This window comes from Trichococcus sp. ES5 (assembly GCF_900067165.1).
GTDB lineage: Bacteria > Bacillota > Bacilli > Lactobacillales > Aerococcaceae > Trichococcus > Trichococcus flocculiformis.
On sequence record NZ_FJND01000012.1, the window covers coordinates 32,205 to 54,897 of the forward strand.

Here is a 22,693-nt window from a genome sequence, read left to right on the forward strand (position 1 = left end):
GTTTGCAACTCCTCTTATTCGTTTACTAATGACTGATAAACATCCAGATAATCTTTGGCCGGTTCTTTCCAGCTGAAATCCTGGCTCATCGCTTCGCGCACCATTTTTGCCCAGGCTTTCGGCTGATTTTCATATACGTCCAGCGCTCGGTAGATGGTTCCCAGCAGTGCATACCCGCTGAAATCAATGAAGGTGAATCCGGTTCCTTCTCCTGTGTAGGAATTGTAAGGGATCACCGTGTCTTTCAAACCGCCCGTTTCATGTACGATCGGCAAAGTTCCGTAGCGCAACGAAATCATCTGCGATAACCCGCATGGTTCGAAAGCGGAAGGCATCAGGAACAGATCTGCTCCTGCGTACATCTGCTGCGCCAAGGAGATGTCAAAATCGATGACCGCCGCGAAGCGGTCAGGATATTTTGCGGCAAAATAACGGAACGAGTTCTCGTATTGCTCTTCGCCGGTCCCGAGAATGGCAATCTGCACATCGCGCGCATTCAACAGTTCCTCGGTTTTTTCCTGCACAAGCTGATAGCCTTTTTGGTCAGTCAAGCGTCCTACACTCGTGATTAATGGAATATCCGGATTCACTTCCAGACCCAAACGTTCCTGCAGGGCTGCTTTATTTTTTGCCTTACCGGTCAAATCATCGGCTGTGAAATGGTATTCAAGTTTCGGATCGGTCTCCGGATCATTGACATCGTAATCGATTCCGTTGATGATCCCTCTGATTTTCCAGCTGTTGTACCCCAAAGTCCCCTCCAAGCCTTCACCGAATTCCTGTGTCTGGATTTCATTGGCATAGGATGGGCTGACAGTTGTGACAACGTCAGAGAAGTTGATGCCACCTTTCATGAAATTGACGCTGTCATAATATTTCACACCGGCTTCATGGTAGATGTTCATGCCGGTCCCGAAAATGCTGTTAAGAACGGACGGATCATAGACACCCTGGAAACGGATGTTGTGGATCGTGATGACTTTGCGGATGCCTTGATACGCTTCGATCCAATGATATTTGTCCACTAGCAGGGCAGGAACCATGGCGGTATGCCAATCATTCACATGGACGACATCCGGGATGAAATCAATTTTTTCCATCATTTCGCAGATCGCCAGCGAGAAGAAGCCGAACCTTTCGGCATCATCCATTTGGCCGTACAAGGACGGACGATCGAAATAGGCTTGATTATCGATGAAATAATAGGTTACGCCATCTAATTCCAATGTTTTTACACCGCAGTACATGCTTTTCCAACCGACTTGTACGCGGAAATGCAACAATTCTTTGATGTCTTCTTTGTATTTTGCAGGCATGGTTGAATAATAAGGAAGGACAACCCGGATATCCACGCCTTGTTTGACTAACTCCTTCGGCAATGCGTATGCGACATCGCCGAGACCACCTGTTTTGAAAAAAGGAGCAGCCTCACTTGCGGCAAATAAAATTTTCATCGTGCGCATCCCGCTTTCTAAACTGTTAGTGTTTTATTTTTTTCGATCACTACAAGATTATCTTTCGTGCCTTTTAAAGTGACACCAGGTCCGACAGTCACGTTTTTGTCAAGAATACAGTATTCCAGAATCGCGCCTTCACCGATCTGTGAGCCCTGCATAATGATGGAATTGCGCACTTCGGCATCCTTAGCGATGGTAACTTTCCGGAAAACCGAGGAGTCTTCGACTGTCCCTTCAATGACGCAACCAGTAGCGAACTGGGCATTTTTCACATGAGCCCCTTTAGCATAATAGGTCGGTGCTCCGTTCTTCACTTTCGTGATAACGTGTTGGCTGCCGTGGAACAAAGCTGAAAACTTATTCTTTTCCAACATTTCCATATTAGCACTAAAGTAGGCATCGATTGAATCGATGTTCGCCATATAGCCGGTATATTCGTAAGTATTGACTTGGTAATCCGGCAAGTAGTGTTCAATCAGTTTGTCCGAATCAAGTTGCACGTTTTCCAATTCAGCTCGCTGGATCAATTCCAACATTTTGTCCGCTCTCATGAAATACATGTTCATGCTCATCGCAAAGCGTTCAAGATCCGAAGGCGCATCCTGCACGTCGGTCAGATGCAACAAATACTCATCGCGATCGATTCTCAATACTTTTTCATGCGGTCTGTTTTCCAAGGCGCCTTTCGGGAGGCTCTTATAGACTACAGTGATGTCGCCTTCCTTCGCCAAATGGTGTTGCATAATGGCTTTGATGTCGACATTGGCCAAGATTTTGCTGCCCATAACGATGACATATTCGCCTTTGGAACGGGTGATGAACTCTTTGTGGTTCATATAAAAATCTGGAGCATCGCCATTTTGTTCTTGGATAGCTTTCAGCAACTGTTGAGAATAGGTGAAAATCCCGCCGGCCAAACCGGACTCAAGGTCCCATATGGATCCGCTGCGGATGTGATCATAGATCGAACGGCCGCTTCCGGCAATGAACATGCCCACTGATTTGATTTCAGCATGGCTGATGCTCGAAAGATTGAAATCGACCAAACGATAACGGCTAGCGAACGGTAAAGAGGCGATCGGGCGGACACGCGTTAATGGGTACAACGCTGTCTCGTCCTCGGTCAAATTTAAAATGGCACAAACACTATTCATCTTCATCTTTCAGTCCTCCTATAACTTCAGCATATCCAACAACTTCGATTTCACCATTCTTACCGATGACATTTGCATTGTCGGCGATTTTTGCATTTTCCCCAATGATGGCATGCTCGATTGTAACATTTTCACCGATCGTAGCATTTGCCATAACCAGGCTATCGCGTACGACTGATCCGTTGCCGACACGAACGTTCTGGGACAGGATCGAATGCGTGATTTCACCTGCAACATAGCATCCGTCGACGATCATGGAGTCCGTTACGTTGGATGACTCTGTCAAGAACTGCGGAGGTGAAACCGGATTTTTCGAATAGATGCGCCATTCTTCGTCACGGATATTCAAGGAATGATCCGGATCTAGGAATTCCATATTCGCTTCCCAAAGACTTTCGATGGTACCAACGTCTTTCCAATAGCCATCAAACGCATAAGCAAAACAGTTTTCGCCGTTCTCAAGATAGGTCGGGATGACGTTTTTGCCAAAATCTTCCATTTCGCGTTGTTTGGCTTGATCTTCCACCAAGTATTTACGAAGCGTCTTCCAACTGAAGATGTAGATTCCCATCGATGCCAAATTGCTTTTCGGTTCTTTTGGTTTTTCATCAAATTCGATGATGCGGTTGGTTTGATCCGTATTCATGATCCCGAAGCGTGGTGCTTCTTCCATCGGAACAGGGATGACGCCGACAGTCAAGCTCGCATGGTTCGCAACATGGAAGTCCAACATGTGGGAGTAGTCCATCTTGTAGATATGGTCACCGGACAACACCAGCACGTATTCCGGATTGTATCTGTCGATATAGGCGATATTCTGGTAGATGGCATGCGCAGTTCCCTTGAACCACTTTTCGCCATCTGCACTCGAATACGGTTGCAGAATAGTTACGCCACCGTCTCGGCCGGTCAGTCCCCACGACTCTCCATTGCCGATGTGTTCATTCAATTCCAATGGTTGATACTGCGTCACTACCCCAACTTTATTGATGCCTGAATTCGCACAGTTGCTTAAAGCAAAATCGATTATCCGATATTTCCCGCCGAACGGGACAGCCGGTTTGGCTGTTTCGCGCGTCAATTTTCCTAGCCGAGTTCCTTGCCCTCCGGCTAATATCATTGCTACCATTTGATTTTTCATAGTATCAGGAAGAATGCCTCTTCCCTTCCCCTCCTTCTCATCGTATCTATCTATTTATTAACACCAAAAACGCGTTTTGGTTTGATGAACAAAACTCCTAATGCGGGTAATGTGAATTCGATCGAGAAAGGCTGACGGTTCATACCGTCCAGGCTGGTGATCATCTCTGGAAGATTTTTTGTCCAGGTACCGCCGAATTCCTGCATTTCAGTATTCAGCAATACTTCGTAGTGGCCTTCGTACGGCACGCCTACCTGGAATTTGCGTCGCTCGACAGGCGTGAAGTTGCACACGACAATCAGAAAATCGCGTGGTTTATCACCAGTTCTTATGAAAGAAAGGACTGACTCCTGGCTATTATCCGCGTCAAGAATCTCCAGACCCGTATTTGCATCATCGACTTCATGCAAAGCTTTCGTATCTTTGTAAAGATGGTTCAAGGTTTTGATGTAATGCTGGAACTCCGGATTGAACTCGTTGTTCAGGACACCCCATTCGATTTGATCGTAGAAGCGCCATTCCAGGAATTGACCGATTTCATTCCCCATGAAGTTCAATTTTTTGCCTGGGTGAGCCATCATATAGGCTTGCAGCGTCCGTAAGCCCGCAAATTGCTTATAGCGGTCTCCCGGCATTTTGGCCAAAAGGGATTGTTTCCCGTGGACCACTTCATCATGAGAAATAGGCAGTATAAAGTTCTCGTTGAAAGCATACATAAACGAAAAGGTGATCAGGTTGAAATTGTCTTTTCGGAACAAAGGATCCATTTCGAAGAAGCGCAAGGTATCATTCATCCACCCCATATTCCATTTATAGTTGAACCCAAGCCCACCTGCCTCGATCGGTTTCGTGACGTTGGCCCAAGCAGTACTCTCTTCCGCGATCATGTATGTGTCCGGCTGGCGTTCGAATACTTTTGTGTTCATCTTCTTGAGGAATTCGATTCCTTGGCGATTGTGATTGCTGCCATCCTCATTCGGTGTCCATGGACCTTCATCATAGTCAAGATAAAGCATATTCGAAACGGCATCGACACGGATTCCATCAAAATGGAACTCTTGCAGCCAGAAAATGGCGTTCGAAATCAAGAAGCTGTGCACTTGTGCTTTTCCCAAGTCAAAATTCAATGTCCCCCAACGGTTGTTGATGGCGCGATTTGGATCAGCATATTCAAAAGTCGGTGTCCCGTCAAAATAGGACAATGCATAATCGTTTTTGCAGAAGTGACCGGGAACCCAATCCATGATGACGCCGATTCCCTCTTTATGCGCTTCTTCCACAAAATCCCTTAGCTCAAGTAAATTTCCGTAACGCGCAGCCACCGCGAAGTACCCGGTGATTTGATACCCCCAAGAAGCTTCCAGCGGATGTTCCATCAAAGGCATGAATTCGATGTGCGTGTAGCCCATTTCCTTCACATATGGAATCAACGTTTCGGCAAGATCCTTAAAGGAATACCAGCTGCCATCATCATGCTTTTTCCATGAACTGAAATGCACTTCATAGATGTTAAGCGGTTTTTGATAAATGGACTTTCTTTTTTTGTTTGCCGCCCATCTGCCGTCTTTCCATTTTTTCTCAGGCATGTCAAACACAACTGACGCGTCTTTTGGAGGAACTTCATATGCGAAAGAATAAGGATCGATTTTATATTTTTTCTTGCCGTTTTTGTCTTCGATATGATATTTGTAACAGTCTCCTTGCGCAGCAACCTCCGTAAAATGCGACCACCCTCCGGTTTTGCCGATTTTTTGCATTTCTACGGGTTTCCATCCAGTAAAATCCCCAACCAAGGAAACGGTTTTTGCATGTGGCGCCCAAACTGTGAAACGCCATCCTTCAATCCCATTTTCGGTCCGTCGTTTACTTCCTAAAAAGCGGTAGCTTTCAAGATGTTCCCCGATGTTGAACAAATACATCTCTTTTTCCAATTCCTTAAGTATGTTCATTTCCGCACTCATTCAGACACTCCCTTTGAAATTATATTGATGCAACTAAACGATCCAAAAATAATGTATTTAATCAGGCCAAGTCCTTTCATTAATGTATCTCTATAATACCATTTTAAAAATGTTTTTGCCATAATTCATGATAAATATATTGAAAATCAACTTGTTATTTTAACAGTAATAATCTATCAGCCTTAATCGGTTTTTTACATAAACACAACATTGTAAACGCTATACTTATGTAAGCTATAAATATCACTTTATAGAATTCGACCGACCCTGAAAAATGAGCATAAAGTTAGACAATGATGAGAAATAGAGTGGGAAAGCTTGTTGCAGCAACACTCTGATGTCACCCCTTTGTAAACAGAAACATGAAAACATACAGAAAAATTGTGTTTTACATTTCACATTCTGGGGCTTACGAACCTCTGTATTTGTTACCGCTTACAAATACAAAGCGGGAAAAACCTGATTTGCAAAGATTGTGGCATAATTTTTACAATTCAGGATTATTTTTACTTGATATTAACGAGCGTTGAAACAGTGGCCTTTGACTTAAGGCACATCTTCCGGTGCCTCCCCAATTTAATCGGAATCATGCGAGGATTGAATCCTACTGATTACAGGAATATTTTGTTGATGACCCTACCATCAGTAGCTTCCGGAAATTTCAATCCGATTGCATGCAACAAGGTCGGTCCTTCATCTATCAGTCTGCCCTTTTCCACAACTGCATCTTTGTCGATGCCGGGTCCGGAAATCATCAGCATCGTAGCATATTTTTTCTTTTTTGGACTGAAGCCGTGCGTTGCGCTGTGTAATTTTCTGTCAGGAAGATTTTTGGCGGTACTTTCCATGAAAGGATAGAGCACATCGCTTTCGAAATAATAACCCGGCTTTGCTTCCAGAATGAAGAGACAATTCTCATCTGCACCCATTTTTCTGGCTTCTGCAGCCGAATAAATGGTCTCGACTCTGCCTTCGATACCTTTCAATGCATCCAAGATCATTTTATTGGTGACACTGAGATCTTTCCGGTAAATATAGCAAGCCCCATCTGCGGCTTTTGCCAGCACTTTCCAGTCCTTGATATTCCTTTTGCGATCAATCGTCTGCCACCCTTTATCCAAAAATAAGTAATTTGGGCGAATGACTGTGTGCGTATCGATCTGGTAATGATCGCCCATCACTGTCAACACGGTATCTTCATAGATGTTCATTTCCTTCATTGCATCAATGATCTGTCCGAGACGGCGATCCATCCTGATAACAGCTTCTTTTGCTTGATCGCTCAAAACGCCATACACATGGCGCATGCTGTCCAGATCCACCAGATGGACAGCCAGCAGATCCGGCTGCTTCGTCTTGATTGTATCGACCGCTATCGCAGTCACAAATTCATCCAATTCCGGCTGGGCTATCCCGTCCCGCAATGAACCATATTTTTTATTCATCTCCAGCGCATATTTTGTGCTGGAGGCAAAAGCAGAAACCATCACCTGGTTTTGCCAAGACCTATTCGGAAAAATTTCAGCTAGATTGTAATCGATGGAAGGGCTTTTCCCCGTGACCGGCCAAAGCAAAGTGCAGATTGTGTATCCCGCCTGCTTGGCAACATCAAACATCGTTGCCTTCTTTATTTCTTTGGCGTACCAATACCAGTCGGGTGACTGCCTTTCCGGTTGCCGATGGGTATTATGGATGATTCCATGACGGTTTGGATTCATCCCTGTTGCAATTGAAGTATGCGCTACGTATGTCAAAGATGGATAGACCGACTCCACTTCTTTGACGCGTGCGCTTCTGTTAAAAATTTCCTGGAAATGGGGCAGCGTCTTGGCAAATTCTAAGTCACTGGCACCAAATGCATCTAATGAAATGATATACAGTTTTCTTTTTACCATAATATATACCCTCCTATCCTACTATTTTACCATATATCAGAACCCGCATGGATACCGCAAAAGATTTAATTTCAGTATTCTTGCGAATGTGACAGCATTCATTTCGGAAGCGTCTTTCAAAAACGAAAACAGTAGTCTATTGTTCACTGCTTTTCTTTCAAAAAAAGCTATTCTAATTTTGTTCAGGAAGGAGTAGAATGTATATTGTTCATCATCTAACAATAAGATAGCGGACTCACCAAGCTTGCTGCCTCTGCCCAATAAGGAATCCAGCTGTACTTTGCAGCCTTCCGAAATGAAAGCGGATGGTTTCATTTAATTGAGAACACTACGAAGAAAGCGTGGAAGTGCAATCTATGACAATTACATTTTCGGATTTTATCGACAGCATCCAGACGAACCCTATTCTTTTGATCATAGTGGTATTGACTTTGGGTGTGATTTTAGTGAACGGTTGGACCGATGCTCCGAACGCAATCGCAACGTGTGTATCCACCCGATCCATCGCTCCAAAAAAAGCCATTCTTATGGCTGCCGTATTCAACTTTCTGGGCGTGTTCGTGATGACATCCATCAACGCGACAGTTGCCCAAACAATCGCAAATATGGTCGATTTCGGGAACGACCCAAAACTTTCGATTATCGCTCTCTGTGCTGCTCTTTTCGCAATCGTGCTTTGGGCAACGGCAGCCTGGTATTTCGGAATTCCGACCAGCGAAAGCCATGCGCTCATTGCAGGCATTTCAGGGGCTGCGATTGCACTTCAAGGTGGGTTCGGCGCCATCAACGGATCAGAGTGGATCAAAGTCATCTACGGTCTGTTCCTCTCCACCATCTTGGGCTTCGGCTTCGGATTTGCCGTATCGAAGATCACCACCACAATCTGCAAAAATAAGCTGCGGCAAAAAACGGGGCCTTTTTTCCAAAAGGGCCAGGTCTTAGGAGGAGCGGCGATGGCCTTTATGCACGGCGCTCAAGATGGTCAAAAATTTATGGGAATTTTCATGCTGGGAATTTTTCTTGGCCAAGGGAATAGCGATACAACGCAATTCATCATCCCACTTTGGCTCATGATTCTCTGTTCATTGGTGATGGCCTTAGGCACGTCCATCGGTGGCTATAAAATTATCAAAACCGTGGGAATGAACATGGTTAAGTTGGAAGGTTATCAAGGGTTCAGCGCGGACGTCGGCGCGGCAGCCTGTCTTTTGCTCTCTTCCATCTGGGGATTACCGGTCAGTACCACACATACAAAAACAACTGCCATCATGGGCGTTGGTGCTGCCAAAAGGCTATCATCGGTAAACTGGATCACAGTTAAAGAAATGGTGTGGGCTTGGGTACTGACTTTCCCGGGCTGTGGTCTGGTCGGCTATCTGATGGCGCTCATATTCATGAATATATTCTGAGGAGATTGCAATTATGCTTAAGAGAAAAAAAACAAAAGAATACAGTTACTATCAAGAATTTATCGAAGTTTCCGCAATGGGCGTTTCCGCAGCCAAGCTGATGACCAGTATTTTGAATGACTATAATCTCGAGACTCTGGAAGCTCGACTGAAGGAACTGCATGAGATTGAACACGCAGCGGATCAGAAGAAACATGAGATGATGAGTTATCTTTACAGTGATTTCCTGCCTCCACTCGAACGCGAGGATATCATCGACTTGGCTGGCGAATTGGATACAACGATTGATACGATCGAAGATACGCTCATCCATATCGATATTTACCAGATCCAAGAAATCACGCCAGAAATGCTGACGTTCATGGAAATCATCGAAAAAAGCGCGTTGAGCCTCGATAAAGCCATCAACGACCTGAAGAATTTCAAGAAATCAAAAGTCATCAAGGATGCCATCATCGCAATTAACCGCCTTGAAAAACGGGGAGATTCCCTGTATACTCGCTCGGTCAAAAAATTGTTTGTCGAACAGAAAGACGCACTGGCGACAATGGCGACGACGAACATTTACGACCGGTTCGAACGGGCCACCGACTCCTTTGAGGCTGCGGCAAACGTCATCGAAAGGATCGTCCTGAAAAATTCATAGTATTTTTCGGATGATGCCATCCGTAGTGCCAAAATTAAAGAAGCAGCCACCGAATCCATTGAGATTCGAAGGCTGCTTCTTCTGTTTTTAAGGAGTTTTTGCTGAAATTAGGGTTCCAATGGGTCTTCCTTGTCTCTTACTTCAGTCGCCGTATCCTTTGCGGCTTCGTTTTTTGCTGTCGGGGTTTCTGGAATGGATGGCTCGGCATTTGTCGGTGATGCCGGCGGGGTCACGGTAGATTTGGATGCAACCGTTGTTCCTCCCGGTTTTCTTGGGTGGGTCCGGTCAAACCGTTCTTTCCGGCGCGCTTCGATCCGTTTTCTTTCCAGAAGCTGCTTTTCGGCTCTTTGTTTGCCCCAAATCGTTTTACCGAACAGTTTTTTGATTACCCATAAAAGCAACAACAACAACAGAACGGCTACAAAGAAGGGCAGTGCATAGATGAACCAGATTGCGGCATCCTGCAACCAATAGTAGAAGGAATAAAGCGAATCGGTGAACGCATCCTTGACGCGACCCCAGAAAGGCGTCGATCCGCCTTGGTTATTCGAGATGCGCGAACGCTCGGAAACGGTCAGATACAAAGCTGTATAATCGATCAAGTCATCGATGTTGTCCAACTCAGCCTGAAGTACTTCCCTTTCGGATATGGCAGCACTGAGACTGTCTTCGATAGCCAGGATCTCCTCGACTGTTTCTGCTTGATCGAGCAGCGCCAACAAACGCTCTTCTTTCCTTTGCAGTACGCTGATGCGCGTTGTTGTGTCCTCGTAATATTGCGTCACGTCCTCATTGCCCTGCTGCTCGCTGACTTTTGTGCCCAAGCCGCCCTCCAGATCATCCAAGAAGGCCGTCACGGAATCTTTCGGGATCCTTATCGTGTAACTGCCTTGGCGATAGCTTTGACTCAATGAAGAGGTAGTATAGAACATGTCGCCGCCGCTGGATTCGTAGGAGTACTCAACATAGGCCCCGTACTTAGCGACAATTTCCTTCAGATAAGCGATGGAATCATCATATTTCAACGTTTCATAGGAAAGGTGGACGGTGGTCACTACCTTTTCGCCGATGAGCAAACCCGATCCTACTTCTCCATCCATTTTGGATATTTCGGTCGTCACGTTGTCTACTCCGGCAGCGTCCTGTTGCGAAACACTCGTTTTTTCCGTCGTTATGAATGAACAACCCACCAGCGAGAATGACAGCAGCGATAGTATCAATAATTTCAGTTTTTTCAATTGAGGCGCCTCCAATCTTTCCTGAATTTCCTACTTAGATTATACCGCAATGAGGCCGCACCGCCTAATAAAGCCCTTGCAGGTTTGGGGTCCGGCTGTGGTTGATTTAGTTGGCTTGGCTGGAGAACATCTGAAGAAACCGAAGGACCGAGCGCTTCTCCGGTAAAGCGGCCTTTATCGGAGGTGGTAAGACTTTGACGTTCCCTCTCCCGGCGAAGCGATCTTCGCAGAAGGAGCGGTTCTTTGGCGGCCGTCACTACTGAAACCACAAAAAGAAAGGGCCGGAAAGGCAAACACCTAAGTGTTCATCTTTCCGACCCTTTCTTCTGATACGGCATGGGTAAACCCATGGATGGGACTGTTCACAGCAGTCACCATCAAACATCCACATCCTGTGGTTGTGCAAGCACGTATGTCCCGTTTGATTTGCAATCACTTCGCCGCTTGCGCGGAATGGGCGAACCCACCTGATTGCTCGTCGCCTCATCGCATGTAAAACATCTTATCATGCAGAAACCAAGAAAGCAAGTCTTTTCTTTTAGTTGCATACACCTGACGAACTGGCCCTTACTTTTTGCCCCCCTGGTCAAATTGCTTCAGCCAAGCATCGGCGATGAGCTGGTGGCCTTTTTTGGTCGGATGGACGCCGTCATTCGATAATGTTTCATAGCCATCGATAGCACCAATTGCATTCAGATAAGCATCCAACCCAATCCATTCAGCATCGAATTCTTCGGCTAGCCGTTTGACGATTTCCTGTTTCGGATCCAAATCAACCCGCCAAGTTTTGCGATCTTCCGGATAAGGGAAGACAAACGGCTCCATCAGAATGAGCCGTGCATCCGACTTTTTCCGCAAGGAGGCCAGCAAGTGGCGGTAATGCATCTCGAACTGCTCAGCCCCCGCCTCGGTCGCGAACACCGTTTTGTCGCCGACATTGTGCCACGTATCATTAATGCCAATCAACAAAGTGACGACATCGGGTTCGAGCGAAACACAGTCTGCGTGCCATCTTTCCGCTATATCCAAGATTCGGTTCCCGCTGATGCCGCGATTGATCAGCTGGTAGTGTTCGGAATCGCCCCTGTCCGCAAGAGCCTTTGCTATCAAAGCTACATAGCCTTTTCCCAACGAATCAGGATTGTTTCGGTTGCGGCCGACGTCGGTGATGCTGTCGCCGATGAAAAGCAATTTCCGCTTGGTCGTTTTCTCCATAAGGCCCTCCTAATTGTTCTGGATGACTTCGACCTTATAGCCATCCGGATCGGTGATGAAGTAATATCTTACTGAAGAATCAGGCAAACCTTTATAGTCGGTCACATTGAATCCGGCTGCCACCTGTTTGTCATGAAGGGCTTCAAATTCGTCCACCCCGATTGCGATATGTCCATAACCGTCACCGATGTTGTAAGGTTCGTGATCGTAATTGTAGGTCAGCTCCAACTCATAATCATCGCCTTCCAAGCCTAAATAGACGATAGAAAATTTGTGCTCAGGGTAATCCAGCTTCTTTTTCTCGCGGAAATCAAAAGCCTCTTTGTAGAATGCAATCGATTTGTCCAAGTGCTGCACGCGAATGCAAGTATGTAACATTTTCATTATGCTGTCATTCCTCTCATTTATACTGTCTTTATCATACCGAATTATTGCCTCCAATACAAAATGTTTGTCGGAAAAATAACCTTGCTATATCCCACAAACTGAATTATTCTAGAAGTTAGTTACTAGCGAGAAGGAGAAAATCCAATGAAGATATGTATCTATTGCCATAATCGCATCCCGAAAGAAGCTTTAATCTGTCCCATGTGCGGGTCGGATGTTTCCGGTTCGGAAGCGATCCCTCAAGATGCGTTTTATCAGTCCACTTTGTTCGAGGAGTCTACAGAACATATTTTAGATGTTACGGCTGATGATGAAGCGTACTCAGAAGCGACTTCGCGCGCTGAAAAACAATCCTTCACTTTTAATGAGGCCAAACATAAAGCCACCCGCTACATCCGTTTTCTGTGGAAAAAAATGAAAGACCCCGCGGAGACCAGAAAATCACGCAGAGAAAGTCACAACCTTTACGGTTACTTCACCTTCGTCCTTTCAGCATTGCTTTCGGCCGGATTAGTGACGCGCATTGCAGTCGCATTGACAAAACAATATGACCTGCTTTCGCAGATTTCCTTGTTGCCGTCCGTCACTTTTCAAATCGAACCAGTTGTTTGGTTCATGAAGAATTTCCTGCTGTTCCTGGCGTTCTATTATCTCTATCCCCTGTTGGCGTATCTGATCAAAACATTCTTTTTGCACAGACGCCATTCCTTACACAACTGGATGACGCAATATGCGGGAATGAACGCTTTTGGCTTGTTGCTGTTAAGCGCTGCGTTTGTGATTAGCCTGATTGCCCCAATTTTGATGGCGATACCGGTGCTTTTACTGTTTTTGGTTCATCTATCCAGCTATCTGGTGACATTCATCGCAAGCCTGTACCAAACAATCAATGAAACCAAACGGGATACCCTTTACCTTTGCCTCGGCGGCATCAGCGCTCATTTGCTGCTGGTGATGACGTTCGCCTACTTGCTGTTTCTGAAAATGTAGGATCACAAAACGACGCATCCGCTCCAAAACAAAACAACTGCTGCCCACCTTGGACTGGTGGGCAGCAGTTGTTTTTACATATTTAATTCTGTAAAGGCATACGGAACCAGTTCTTTGATCGTCAGATCCTTGATTTTCCCGTGCTTGTTGGATAGATAGACTGGTGTTTCATAGCCGCACAACTCCACCATCACCTGTCGGCAGATACTGCACGGTGGAAGGAATGTATCTGTGTCGCCCGCTATGGCGATGGCAGCTACATCCTCTTTACGGTAGCCTCGTGTCACACCTGTGAATAAGGCAGTCCGTTCTGCGCAGTTGGTGGCGCCGAAGGAAACATTTTCCACATTTACGCCTTCAATCACTGCCCCGTCCTTGTAGAGGACTGCCGCCCCTACCGGAAAATGCGAATACGGGCTGTATGCATGCTGCATGGCGACTCTTGCTCTGGAGACTAATTCTTCACTGTTCATCGACGTTCCCTCGCTTATCATATATGGGTATTTTTCTGACGGTAAATGTTCGTGTTTACAGTATACCGATTATTTCAGAATTTGCCAAACCGGAAAGGTTGTCAATCAGTGTTGCCTGGCTCTTCCTCAAGCTTTAATCGTTCGGATCAGAGTTCCGGCAAATTCGCCATGTAGTCTTCGAGTGCCCGGATTGCTTCCGCCATCAGTTCGGCAGTGACTTCATATGGTAGTCCGTGTGCCGGTGCTTCAGGTTTGGTCGACAGACGGGCGATTTCCATGATGTCTTCTGCATCCAGTCTGTCCAAATGCAGATCAGAAAGGCTCTTCGGAATATCTAGATGTTCATAGAACGGGATAAGATTGTCGATTTCCGCCCATTTCTTCTCATAAGCCAATTGCACCATGATGCCATAGGCTACTTTATGGCCGTGCAGGAAATGATGCGATTCGGGGAAATTAGTGATGGCATCGTGGATTTCATGGGCGATTGTCGTACGCGCAAAAGCGTCACCCATCCCCCCGACCATTCCGCTTATGGAAGTGATCACTTCCGTCAGTTTCACAAAAGCTTCCGTCACTTCGCCTGCTTCCAGGCTCGCGATCGCCAATTCAGCGTGATCCAAAATGCTTTGTCTGCAGATAGAAGCTGCTTGGCGCGCCATCATCAGCATCGGCTGCTGCGCATTCTCAGGCAGCGAAAGGATTTCATCCGATTCGTACCATTTGGCCAGCGTATCCGCCAATCCGGCCACAAAGAAATCCTTCGGCGAATCGATGATCAAGCGCGGTTCCAACAACAAAAGCGAAGCTTGTTGCTGCAGGAAATCATAGCGGATAAATACGCCTTCCTCAGTGTACATGACACTCAACGGCGTCCAAGGCGCGCAATTGCTCGCCAATGTGGGAATCATCACACTCAGGATGCAACCCGCTTTCGCGGCAGCGTATTTCACGGCATCCATGATTTTTCCGCCACCGACACCGATGATTGCATCGCAATCGTTTTGTGAGGCCAAGCGGACAATGCGATCGACTTCTTCATAACTGCATTCGCCCGAAAAAGCCACTTCAGAAATCGAAAAGTCAGTTTTGTAGAGAGCTTCAAGGTACGGGCGGGCTTTTTGCCAAGATACGGCTCCATGCACAATCAAAATATTTTTTACGAAGCGTTCTTCCAAACGTTTCGGTAAAGTCGACAGAACACCCTCTCTGCATTCGTATTCTTGCGGTCCGGTCCTTACGATCAATTCTTTAGTCATTGCAGATTCCCCTTTCTCGTTATCTAGACTGTGCGCGTGAAAGGGTCGCGGCTGATACCGGCTGCCAACACTTGCTTCGCGTATTCTTGTGCGCCGAACAAGGAATGATCGCGGTAATTTCCGCATTCCTTTGCGGTCGTTGCCGGAACGACTGTCGTTTCCAATACAATCTGCAGCACTTTTTCCAAAGCAGAAGCGATTTCTTCCGGAGTATGTTCACCCCAACAGATCATGTAAAACCCGGTACGGCAACCCATCGGTGACAAATCGATGACGCCATCCACATAATCACGGATATTGATCGCCAAAAGGTGTTCCAAGGTGTGCAGAGCCCCTGTCGGTAAAGCATCCTGGTTGGGTTGCACAAAACGCAGATCGAATTTTGTGACGATCGCTCCCGTTTGGTGCACTTCATAGCCTGCTTGGCGGACATACGGAGCCTTCACCAAATCGTGATCCAATTCAAAACTCTCTACTTTAGCCATTTATATTTCTCCATTCCTCAGCTCAACTCGCTGTTGTTTGTTTTACGATGCATACCAATACATTATACTAGACATTTATGAGATTTTCCTTAAAATTATATCACGTGGTGTGTTATCATGTTAAGAAAAGAAAAAAGACTGAACCTAAGTTCTCGTAGACGAAAGGAGTGCCGCACCACTTTGATAGGCATCGTTTTTCAACAATTGCTGACCATGTTCAGCATCATGTTCTTTGGTTTTCTTCTGATCCGATCAAATGTCATCAACAGCGAGGGTACGCGTCAGATATCGACCATTCTTTCCCTGTTTGTGATGCCTGCGACTATGATCACCTCGTTTAACGCCGATTTTGACGCAAAGCGGTTGAAGCTGTTGTTATGGGCGACTTTAGCGGCTTTTCTGACGATTTCCATCCGCGCAGCCATTGCCCATGTGCTGCTGAAAAAAGAGGATCGCATCGATAAATATGCCACAATTTTCCCGAATGCTGGCTTCGTCGGTATACCATTGGTACTCGCGACGGTGGGCTATGAGGGCGTCTTTTTCATGTCCGGCTACATCATGGCAAACAACGTCACCCAGTGGACTTATGGCCAATATCTGATATCCGGCGACAAAAAAGCGATGACGCTGCGGCAAACCATCCTTAATCCCGGCATGATCGGGGCTGCCATCGGTTTGTACATCTACATCAGTCGCCTGCCGGTACCTGAGTTTCTCTGGAAGTCAGTCGACAGCTTGGCAGCGTTGAATACACCACTGGCCATGATCATTCTTGGAAGCTACATCGCCAACAGTAATTTTTCGGAATTATTGGCGTTCCCGAAAGCGTATTGGACCACTTTCCTCCGTTTGATCGTCACCGCCCTCATCTCGATCGGCATCATTTATTTGCTGCCTATCGATGACTATATGGTTGAAATCGTCCTGACTATCGCTTCCTGTGCACCGGCTGCAACGAATACCGCCATTCTTGGCCGGCTGTTCGGCGGCGACTACGAATATGGAGCGCGTCTCGTAGTATTGACCACTTTATTGTCCTTATTCACCATCCCGATCACCGTGCAATTCGCACAAGTGTTGTTCGGATAATTATTTCAGAAAGAAGGTATGAGCTTGGATAAGTTATTAAAAGGTATCGTCAATTTCAGGAGGAGGGATTTTGAATCTCATCGTGAGTTGTTCAAAGGATTAAAAAGTTCCCAAAAACCTCATACCCTCTTCATTTCCTGTTCCGATTCACGCATCGATCCGAACATGATTACCGGAACGTTGCCAGGCGAATTGTTCATCATCCGCAACATCGCCAACATCGCTCCGCCTTACCGGGTCTCTTCGGAATATTTGGCGACGACATCCGCCATCGAGTATGCTGTGCTCGCACTTGGCGTTGAGAATATCATCATCTGCGGCCATTCGAACTGCGGCGGCTGTGCTGCTTGCCTGTATCCCGAGGGTAAACTGGATGATTTGCCGCATACGCGCAAGTGGCTGGAACTCATTCACCCCGTCCGCGATCGTGTACTAAAAGAAATTCCGGAATCCGAACCCGAGGCGCGTGCCTGGATGATGGAACAAGGGAATGTCTTGGAGCAGCTGAAACATTTGATTAGCCATCCTTACATCGCCGAAAGGATGGAGGCCGACAAGCTACAGATAAGCGGTTGGCACTATATCATAGAGACTGGCGAAATTTTCATCTATGATCCCAACTTATGCGAATTTTTGCTTGCGAATGGTTAAGTCATGCATCTAAAATGATGTCTAGCTTCACGGGTTAGCCCTTCGGAAATTAGATAAATCTGTCCTATTGCGCTCTTCGATGCTCAGTCGGACAGATTTCCTAAATTTCTTTCAGGGCTGAACGAACCCGTTCAGCTTTTCTTACTGGCTGAATGATTGGCTGTCGGTTATCTGGCTGGCTGTGGACACGGAACAGTCGACAGATGGCTGCTTTCTCGGCTATTCGCGATGAATCATGCTCAGAATGCCCGACAGCCAGGGCGGCAGCTGTTGTACTCTTCAGACACCCCAAATAATAAAAGGACGCATCCGGTACTTGAAGCCGGATGCGTCCTTTTTATTTCATTCATTTTCCGATCTACACCGAACGTACAGGCAGGGCTTTTTTCCCGACTGTTTTCCAGACGACTTGGGCCAACCAGTAATCGACCATGCTGTGGATGACGGTTCCTACGCCTACCAACAGCATGACGGAAGAAATCAGACCTTTATCATAGTACGCTTCCGTAAGGTTTCCTGCAAAGTAGAACAGGCTTACGACAATGACCTCACAGCCAGCGTGCAGTACACCAAGAACGAAGCTGAACAGCAATGATTTTTTGATGTCATGGGCCATTTCCGGATGCTTTTGGATATATTTTGCGCCGACATAAGAAAAGATCATATGCGTTGCCGCACGCAGGACCACGACCAACGGAAAGCCTCCTAACATGAAGCCGACAGCTGTTCCGAAGGCAACCGCAACCGCAATGCCTGGCGAAAGGAACATGGCAATCATCGTTGCCACATGGCTAGCCAAGGTGAAGGATGCCGGTTCCAGAATAATTTTCAAAGGGGAAATCATCGGTATCAGGATCCCTATCGCAATCAGTAGAGCAGCTATCGTAATGTGTTTCGTTTGTGTACGTGTATTCATTCGGCCAATCCCTCCAAAGATGTTTACAACTGTCTTGACAGTTGTAATATATTATATAATCTTTTCAGGAGTTGTCAAGCTTATTCTCAGGTAGCTTACCCGGAATACAGGATTCCCGCTTCCTGCAGTTCCATTTTGATGCGCAGGAAGGTTTCTTCATCGTTACAAGCAAGTGTATGCAGATGCACGCCACCTGTCAGCGAAGACAACATCGCCGCTTCGTTTGAGGCAATTTTTTTCATAAAATCGATGACATCATGGCGCGATCGAATATGCAGTTCTCCTGTCAATGTGCCATAGACAGGATGCTCGACTTGAACGTCAACGACCTCGCCACCGTTGTCTACGATAATGTTCAGTTCAGTGACTGTATCGGATTGCGAATGCTGACAGGCAATTTTCCCCGTGAACAGGCTGCCTTCACCTTTGAAGGCACTCGCGGATAGATAGCCTCGCGGTGTTGCCAGGATTTCAATCCCTTTGGCACGGATCAGTGCGATATCCCCCACGATGACCTGACGGCTGACCGATAATCTTTCAGCCAGTTGGGTGGCGTTCACCGGTTGATCGCTGGCTTCCAATAATTTGATGATTTCATTCCGTCTCTCTGCTGCTTTCAATAAACTCACCCTTCCCTTACGCTTTCTCTTCTTAATAGTACCCATTTTTGATCTGGACTGCAAGATTCGAAAAACAAAAAGCCAGCAATGCACCGCACAAGGCAGATATTGCTGGCTTTTCTTATTTATTTTCCGTTGCGGCGATGTAGCAGCCCAATAAACGGAAATAGACGCTGCTTCGATGGATGAAGCGCAGGGCTTCGTGGACGTTTTCATCGGAGATGTTGCCTTCAAAATCCAGGTACAGCAGGTATTCCCACTTTTCCCCTTCGACCGGGCGGGATTCGATTTTGATCAGATTGATATGATACCTCGCGAAATGACGCAGCAGCTTGAAAAGCGTGCCGGCCTGATTGTCCAAGGAAAATACTACACTGACTTTATTGCAGCGCGGATTCGACTCGAGATCTTTGCCGACGATGATGAAGCGCGTTGTATTTTCACTTTGATTCTGGATGCTCTCCGCCAAGATTGAGAGCCCGTGGATCGCTGCGGCTCTTCTGCTGGCGATGGCACCCTTGTGCACATCGCCGGAATCCTTCACCATTTTGGCGCTGTCGGATGTGCTGTGGAATGGAATCTGACGCCACTGTTCATGGTCCTTGAAATAATCGGTTGATTGCTGGAAGCCTTGTGGGTGCGAATAGACTTCCTCTATCTGATCAAGGCTGGTCTCTTCCAGGCCGATCAGATGCTGTTCGATTTTGACGTATTGCTCGCCCACGATGGAAAGGCCGTATTTGTACAACAGATCGAGCACTTGTGAAATCGCACCAGTGGAAGAGTTTTCTACTGGCAGCACGCCGTAATCGATCTCCCCGTTCTGGATACCCAGAAACAGTGATTCAAAGGTATGGTAATTTTTCGGATCGCGGGGAGCTTCTTTAAAATAAGCCAGCATCGCTTCTTCGCAGAAGGATCCCGTTTCCCCGAAATAACCGATCTGAGCCTGCTGCTTTGGTTCGTGGATTGCAAAAATCTGCTCATAATCGTTCGCGGCTGCCCGGATATCCTTCTGGACCTCCTTCGAAAGATCCATGATCGTATCCAGGAAATGATGGGTCTGCACCGCAAACTCCTCACTCTTCAGATGGGTAAGATTCTGTTCCACTACACGCTGCTCCCGGCTTTCATCAAAAATGGGCAAATCGTGGGCCCGCTTGTAATTACCGATAGACTGGGAAAGCTGCATCCGTTTCTCGAACAGCGCCACTAGCTCCCGGTCAAGAGCATCCAACTCTTTACGATAGTCTTCTAAATCCGTCATACTCGCCTTCCACTCCGTTCATCCTAGTCGTATTTGTAGAATTTTGAATCCAACAGCAGATCCAGGATTGCGATCGCCGTCACGGCCTCCAATACAGGGATGGCGCGCGGTACGATGATTGGATCGTGTCTGCCCTCAACCGATAATTCAGCAGCCGTTTTGTCTTCGATATTGATGGTTTGCTGCACCTTTGTGATGGATGCTGGCGGCTTGATGGCAACTTTGTAGATGATCGGCATGCCGTCCGTGATGCCCCCCAAAATACCACCGTTATGGTTCGTACGGGTCTTGATCTGATCGCCGTCATAGTAGTAGGAATCATTCGCTTCCGATCCCAGCATCTCTGCGATACCGAAGCCGCTTCCGAACTCCAATCCTTTGATGGCAGGCACGGAGAATAGAATGTGCGCCAGAACGGACTCAACGGAATCAAAGAATGGGTTGCCGACTCCGGCTGGGATGCCCAATACGCAGATTTCCGCAGTACCGCCGACGGAATCGCCGCTGGCTTTCGCTTCACGGATCAGATTACGCATCTCTTCTTCAAGCGACTCGTTCAATAAAGGCAGTTCTTTACCGGCAAAGCTCCTCAGCATTTCAGGTGTGACTTCCGTATTAAGGAAGCTGTCGTCCTGTATTTTGGCAACGCTCTTGACGTGGCCGCCGATGGTGATGCCTTGTTTTTCAAGCAATTGCTTCGCAATCGCACCAGCAAATACTAACGGTGCCGTGATTCGGCCCGAGAAATGGCCGCTGCCGCGGTAATCATTGAAGCCGTCGTAACGGACATATCCTGGATAGTCGGCCTGTCCGGGACGCATCAACTTCTTCATCTGGCTGTAGTCCTTGGAGCGCGTATCGCTGTTGCGGATGATCGCCGCAAGCGGGCTGCCTGTCGTCATGTCGTTGAAGTAACCGCTCAAGATTTCAGGCTGATCTTTTTCTTTCCTTGGCGTCGTCAAAGCTCCTTGGCCTGGCGCTCTCCGTTTCATTTCCTCCAGAACGTTATCAATATCTATTTCATGGCCTGGCGGCAGACCGTCGATGGTGACACCGATTGCGGACCCATGTGATTCTCCGAAAATGGATACCTTTAATTTATTCCCAAATACACCACTCATTGTATCTTGCCTCCTATTGCTTTATAGTCTTCCCAAAAATCCGGATACGATTTTGAAACGCATTCGGCATCCGTGATCGTGATCGGCTGTTCGCACACTGTCGCAGCGATCGCCAACATCATGGCGATGCGATGGTCTTTGTAGCTCCAGACCGTCTCTTTGCCCTTCAGCGATTTGACGCCGTGGATCAGCAGGCCTTCAGGCAATTCTTCGATATCAGCGCCCAGTTTCTTCAATTCGCTGGCCGTTGCTTGCAGACGATCACATTCTTTGATGCGCAGTCTGCCGGCATTGATGATTTCCGTTTTGCCTTCGCTCAGACATGCTGTCAACGCGACGACCGGAATGATGTCGGGGCATTGCGACGCATCGATCAGCGTACCGTGCAGCCCATTTGTCGCGGTGCCGATCAGGCCATTGCTTTGCTTTTCGAAAGAGACGCCCATCGCTTCCAGAATGGAGACAACAGCGCGATCGCCCTGCAGCGAATCCATCGAGAGATCGTCCACCAACAAGTCGTTGCCCAATGCATCAGCGCAAAGGAAGAAGGCCGCTTGGGAATAATCCCCTTCGACGCGGTAATCCGTCGCTTTGTAAGACTGTCCTCCCGAAATCCGGAAGAGTTGATGGCCATCGTTTTCGATGGTCACACCGAAAGCGCTCATGACCTCCAGCGTTAAATCGATATAGCCGATTGATTCAAGCGGCGTCGTGATTGTGATGACCGAGTCTCCATCCAACAACGGTAAGGTGAACAAGAGACCCGTGATGAATTGTGAGCTGACATTCCCAGGAAATGAGAAATGACCCGGTTTCAGGTTGCCGTCCACTACCAAATCAAGTTCGCCTTCAGTCGGTTTGTAAGTGATGCCTTGTTCCTCGAAAATATCGTAGAAGATCGTCAATGGACGTTTGCCCAGATTCCCTCTGCCGACGAAGCGGCTCGCGCCTTGGAAAAGCGTTGAAATCGGCACAACAAAACGCAGCGTCGAACCGGATTCATTGCAGTCGATCAGGTGCTCAGCGGTCGTTGCGCTCTCAGCAGCTTTTGCTTCTGTGACGTATTGGCCCGCGCCGGTGATCGTCAAGGCGCTGCCTTCCTGCTCAATGATTGCCCCGAATGCCTTCATGGCCTCTATAGTTGCGATGATGTCATCCGAAAGCGCGATGTTGTCGATTTTGCAGGTGCCGTCGGAAAGTGCGGCACAGATGACAGCTCGGTGCGCCAAACTCTTTGAAGGCGGGACAGTCACTGTTCCCGATAGCTTATGTGGCTGTATCGTCAAATCCATGGTAATCCTCCTGTTGTTTCGATT

Annotated in this window: 21 protein-coding genes; 5 read left to right on the plus strand and 16 right to left on the minus strand. The window is 47.2% G+C overall.

All coding sequences use genetic code 11. The features are described 5' to 3' along the window. Positions 1 to 14 precede the first annotated feature (14 nt). From glgA to TES5_RS09925, 5 genes are all read right to left on the minus strand, one after another. Complete coding sequence (gene glgA / locus TES5_RS09905; RefSeq protein WP_068561755.1) at positions 15 to 1,454, minus strand: glycogen synthase GlgA; 1,440 nt, start codon at positions 1,452 to 1,454, stop codon at positions 15 to 17. Between the two features lie 17 nt (positions 1,455 to 1,471). Continuing rightward, positions 1,472 to 2,617: a glucose-1-phosphate adenylyltransferase subunit GlgD gene (gene glgD, locus TES5_RS09910; RefSeq protein ID WP_068561710.1), complete on the minus strand. Its 1,146-nt coding sequence runs from the start codon at positions 2,615 to 2,617 to the stop codon at positions 1,472 to 1,474. After that, positions 2,604 to 3,740, minus strand: coding sequence for a glucose-1-phosphate adenylyltransferase (locus TES5_RS09915; protein ID WP_369813492.1), 1,137 nt, complete (start codon positions 3,738 to 3,740; stop codon positions 2,604 to 2,606). The genes glgD and TES5_RS09915 overlap by 14 nt, the downstream gene beginning before the upstream one ends. Positions 3,741 to 3,802: 62 nt before the next feature. Continuing rightward, on the minus strand, positions 3,803 to 5,713 hold the full coding sequence (gene glgB / locus TES5_RS09920) for a 1,4-alpha-glucan branching protein GlgB (protein ID WP_232309353.1): 1,911 nt from the start codon (positions 5,711 to 5,713) through the stop codon (positions 3,803 to 3,805). A 611-nt stretch (positions 5,714 to 6,324) separates the two neighbouring features. Next, on the minus strand, positions 6,325 to 7,608 hold the full coding sequence (locus TES5_RS09925; protein ID WP_068561712.1) for an alkaline phosphatase family protein: 1,284 nt from the start codon (positions 7,606 to 7,608) through the stop codon (positions 6,325 to 6,327). Between the two features lie 356 nt (positions 7,609 to 7,964). Between TES5_RS09925 and TES5_RS09935 the strand changes: the two genes are divergently transcribed. Together TES5_RS09935 and TES5_RS09940 are read left to right on the plus strand one after the other, a co-directional pair. Then, entirely contained in the window at positions 7,965 to 9,017 is a 1,053-nt protein-coding gene (locus tag TES5_RS09935) for an inorganic phosphate transporter (RefSeq protein WP_068561714.1), read from the plus strand. A gap of 13 nt (positions 9,018 to 9,030) precedes the next feature. Beyond that, on the plus strand, positions 9,031 to 9,663 hold the full coding sequence (locus tag TES5_RS09940; RefSeq protein ID WP_068561715.1) for a DUF47 domain-containing protein: 633 nt from the start codon (positions 9,031 to 9,033) through the stop codon (positions 9,661 to 9,663). 107 nt (positions 9,664 to 9,770) lie between these two features. On the opposite strand, the gene TES5_RS09945 is transcribed toward TES5_RS09940, so the two are convergent. The 3 genes from TES5_RS09945 to TES5_RS09955 form a co-directional block, all read right to left on the minus strand. Beyond that, the gene (locus TES5_RS09945) at positions 9,771 to 10,901 is read right to left on the minus strand and encodes a DUF4349 domain-containing protein (protein ID WP_068561716.1); all 1,131 of its coding nucleotides are present in this window, start codon (positions 10,899 to 10,901) and stop codon (positions 9,771 to 9,773) included. A gap of 567 nt (positions 10,902 to 11,468) precedes the next feature. Continuing rightward, positions 11,469 to 12,116, minus strand: a complete 648-nt coding sequence (locus TES5_RS09950; protein ID WP_068561717.1) for an SGNH/GDSL hydrolase family protein — start codon at positions 12,114 to 12,116, stop codon at positions 11,469 to 11,471. A 9-nt stretch (positions 12,117 to 12,125) separates the two neighbouring features. Then, entirely contained in the window at positions 12,126 to 12,500 is a 375-nt protein-coding gene (locus tag TES5_RS09955; RefSeq protein WP_068561718.1) for a lactoylglutathione lyase, read from the minus strand. Positions 12,501 to 12,647: 147 nt separating this feature from the next. Between TES5_RS09955 and TES5_RS09960 the strand changes: the two genes are divergently transcribed. Continuing rightward, the gene (locus TES5_RS09960; RefSeq protein ID WP_068561719.1) at positions 12,648 to 13,493 is read left to right on the plus strand and encodes a hypothetical protein; all 846 of its coding nucleotides are present in this window, start codon (positions 12,648 to 12,650) and stop codon (positions 13,491 to 13,493) included. A gap of 74 nt (positions 13,494 to 13,567) precedes the next feature. Here TES5_RS09960 and TES5_RS09965 read toward each other — a convergent pair whose 3' ends face one another. The 3 genes from TES5_RS09965 to TES5_RS09975 all read right to left on the minus strand — a co-directional run bounded on the left by TES5_RS09965 (position 13,568) and on the right by TES5_RS09975 (position 15,710). Continuing rightward, positions 13,568 to 13,966: a cytidine deaminase gene (locus tag TES5_RS09965; RefSeq protein WP_068561720.1), complete on the minus strand. Its 399-nt coding sequence runs from the start codon at positions 13,964 to 13,966 to the stop codon at positions 13,568 to 13,570. A gap of 146 nt (positions 13,967 to 14,112) precedes the next feature. Next, positions 14,113 to 15,225 carry an iron-containing alcohol dehydrogenase family protein gene (locus TES5_RS09970; protein ID WP_068561721.1) on the minus strand — a complete coding sequence of 371 codons (1,113 nt, stop codon included), beginning with the start codon at positions 15,223 to 15,225 and terminating at the stop codon, positions 14,113 to 14,115. 23 nt (positions 15,226 to 15,248) lie between these two features. Beyond that, positions 15,249 to 15,710, minus strand: coding sequence for an S-ribosylhomocysteine lyase (locus TES5_RS09975; protein WP_068561722.1), 462 nt, complete (start codon positions 15,708 to 15,710; stop codon positions 15,249 to 15,251). A 117-nt stretch (positions 15,711 to 15,827) separates the two neighbouring features. Here TES5_RS09975 and TES5_RS09980 point away from each other — a divergent pair, with 117 nt between their 5' ends. After that, positions 15,828 to 16,802 carry an AEC family transporter gene (locus TES5_RS09980; RefSeq protein ID WP_072763754.1) on the plus strand — a complete coding sequence of 325 codons (975 nt, stop codon included), beginning with the start codon at positions 15,828 to 15,830 and terminating at the stop codon, positions 16,800 to 16,802. Positions 16,803 to 16,826: 24 nt separating this feature from the next. Beyond that, on the plus strand, positions 16,827 to 17,453 hold the full coding sequence (locus TES5_RS09985) for a carbonic anhydrase (protein WP_198143334.1): 627 nt from the start codon (positions 16,827 to 16,829) through the stop codon (positions 17,451 to 17,453). Between the two features lie 358 nt (positions 17,454 to 17,811). On the opposite strand, the gene TES5_RS15220 is transcribed toward TES5_RS09985, so the two are convergent. The 5 genes from TES5_RS15220 to aroA form a co-directional block, all read right to left on the minus strand. Then, the gene (locus TES5_RS15220) at positions 17,812 to 18,369 is read right to left on the minus strand and encodes a hypothetical protein (protein WP_068561724.1); all 558 of its coding nucleotides are present in this window, start codon (positions 18,367 to 18,369) and stop codon (positions 17,812 to 17,814) included. Between the two features lie 95 nt (positions 18,370 to 18,464). Beyond that, positions 18,465 to 18,989, minus strand: a complete 525-nt coding sequence (locus TES5_RS09995) for a transcription repressor NadR (protein ID WP_068561725.1) — start codon at positions 18,987 to 18,989, stop codon at positions 18,465 to 18,467. A 121-nt stretch (positions 18,990 to 19,110) separates the two neighbouring features. Then, complete coding sequence (gene pheA / locus TES5_RS10000; protein WP_068561726.1) at positions 19,111 to 20,256, minus strand: prephenate dehydratase; 1,146 nt, start codon at positions 20,254 to 20,256, stop codon at positions 19,111 to 19,113. A gap of 23 nt (positions 20,257 to 20,279) precedes the next feature. Next, positions 20,280 to 21,377 carry a chorismate synthase gene (gene aroC, locus TES5_RS10005; RefSeq protein WP_068561727.1) on the minus strand — a complete coding sequence of 366 codons (1,098 nt, stop codon included), beginning with the start codon at positions 21,375 to 21,377 and terminating at the stop codon, positions 20,280 to 20,282. Further along, positions 21,374 to 22,669, minus strand: coding sequence for a 3-phosphoshikimate 1-carboxyvinyltransferase (gene aroA, locus TES5_RS10010; RefSeq protein WP_068561728.1), 1,296 nt, complete (start codon positions 22,667 to 22,669; stop codon positions 21,374 to 21,376). Before aroA ends, aroC begins: the two co-directional genes overlap by 4 nt. Positions 22,670 to 22,693: the final 24 nt, after the last annotated feature.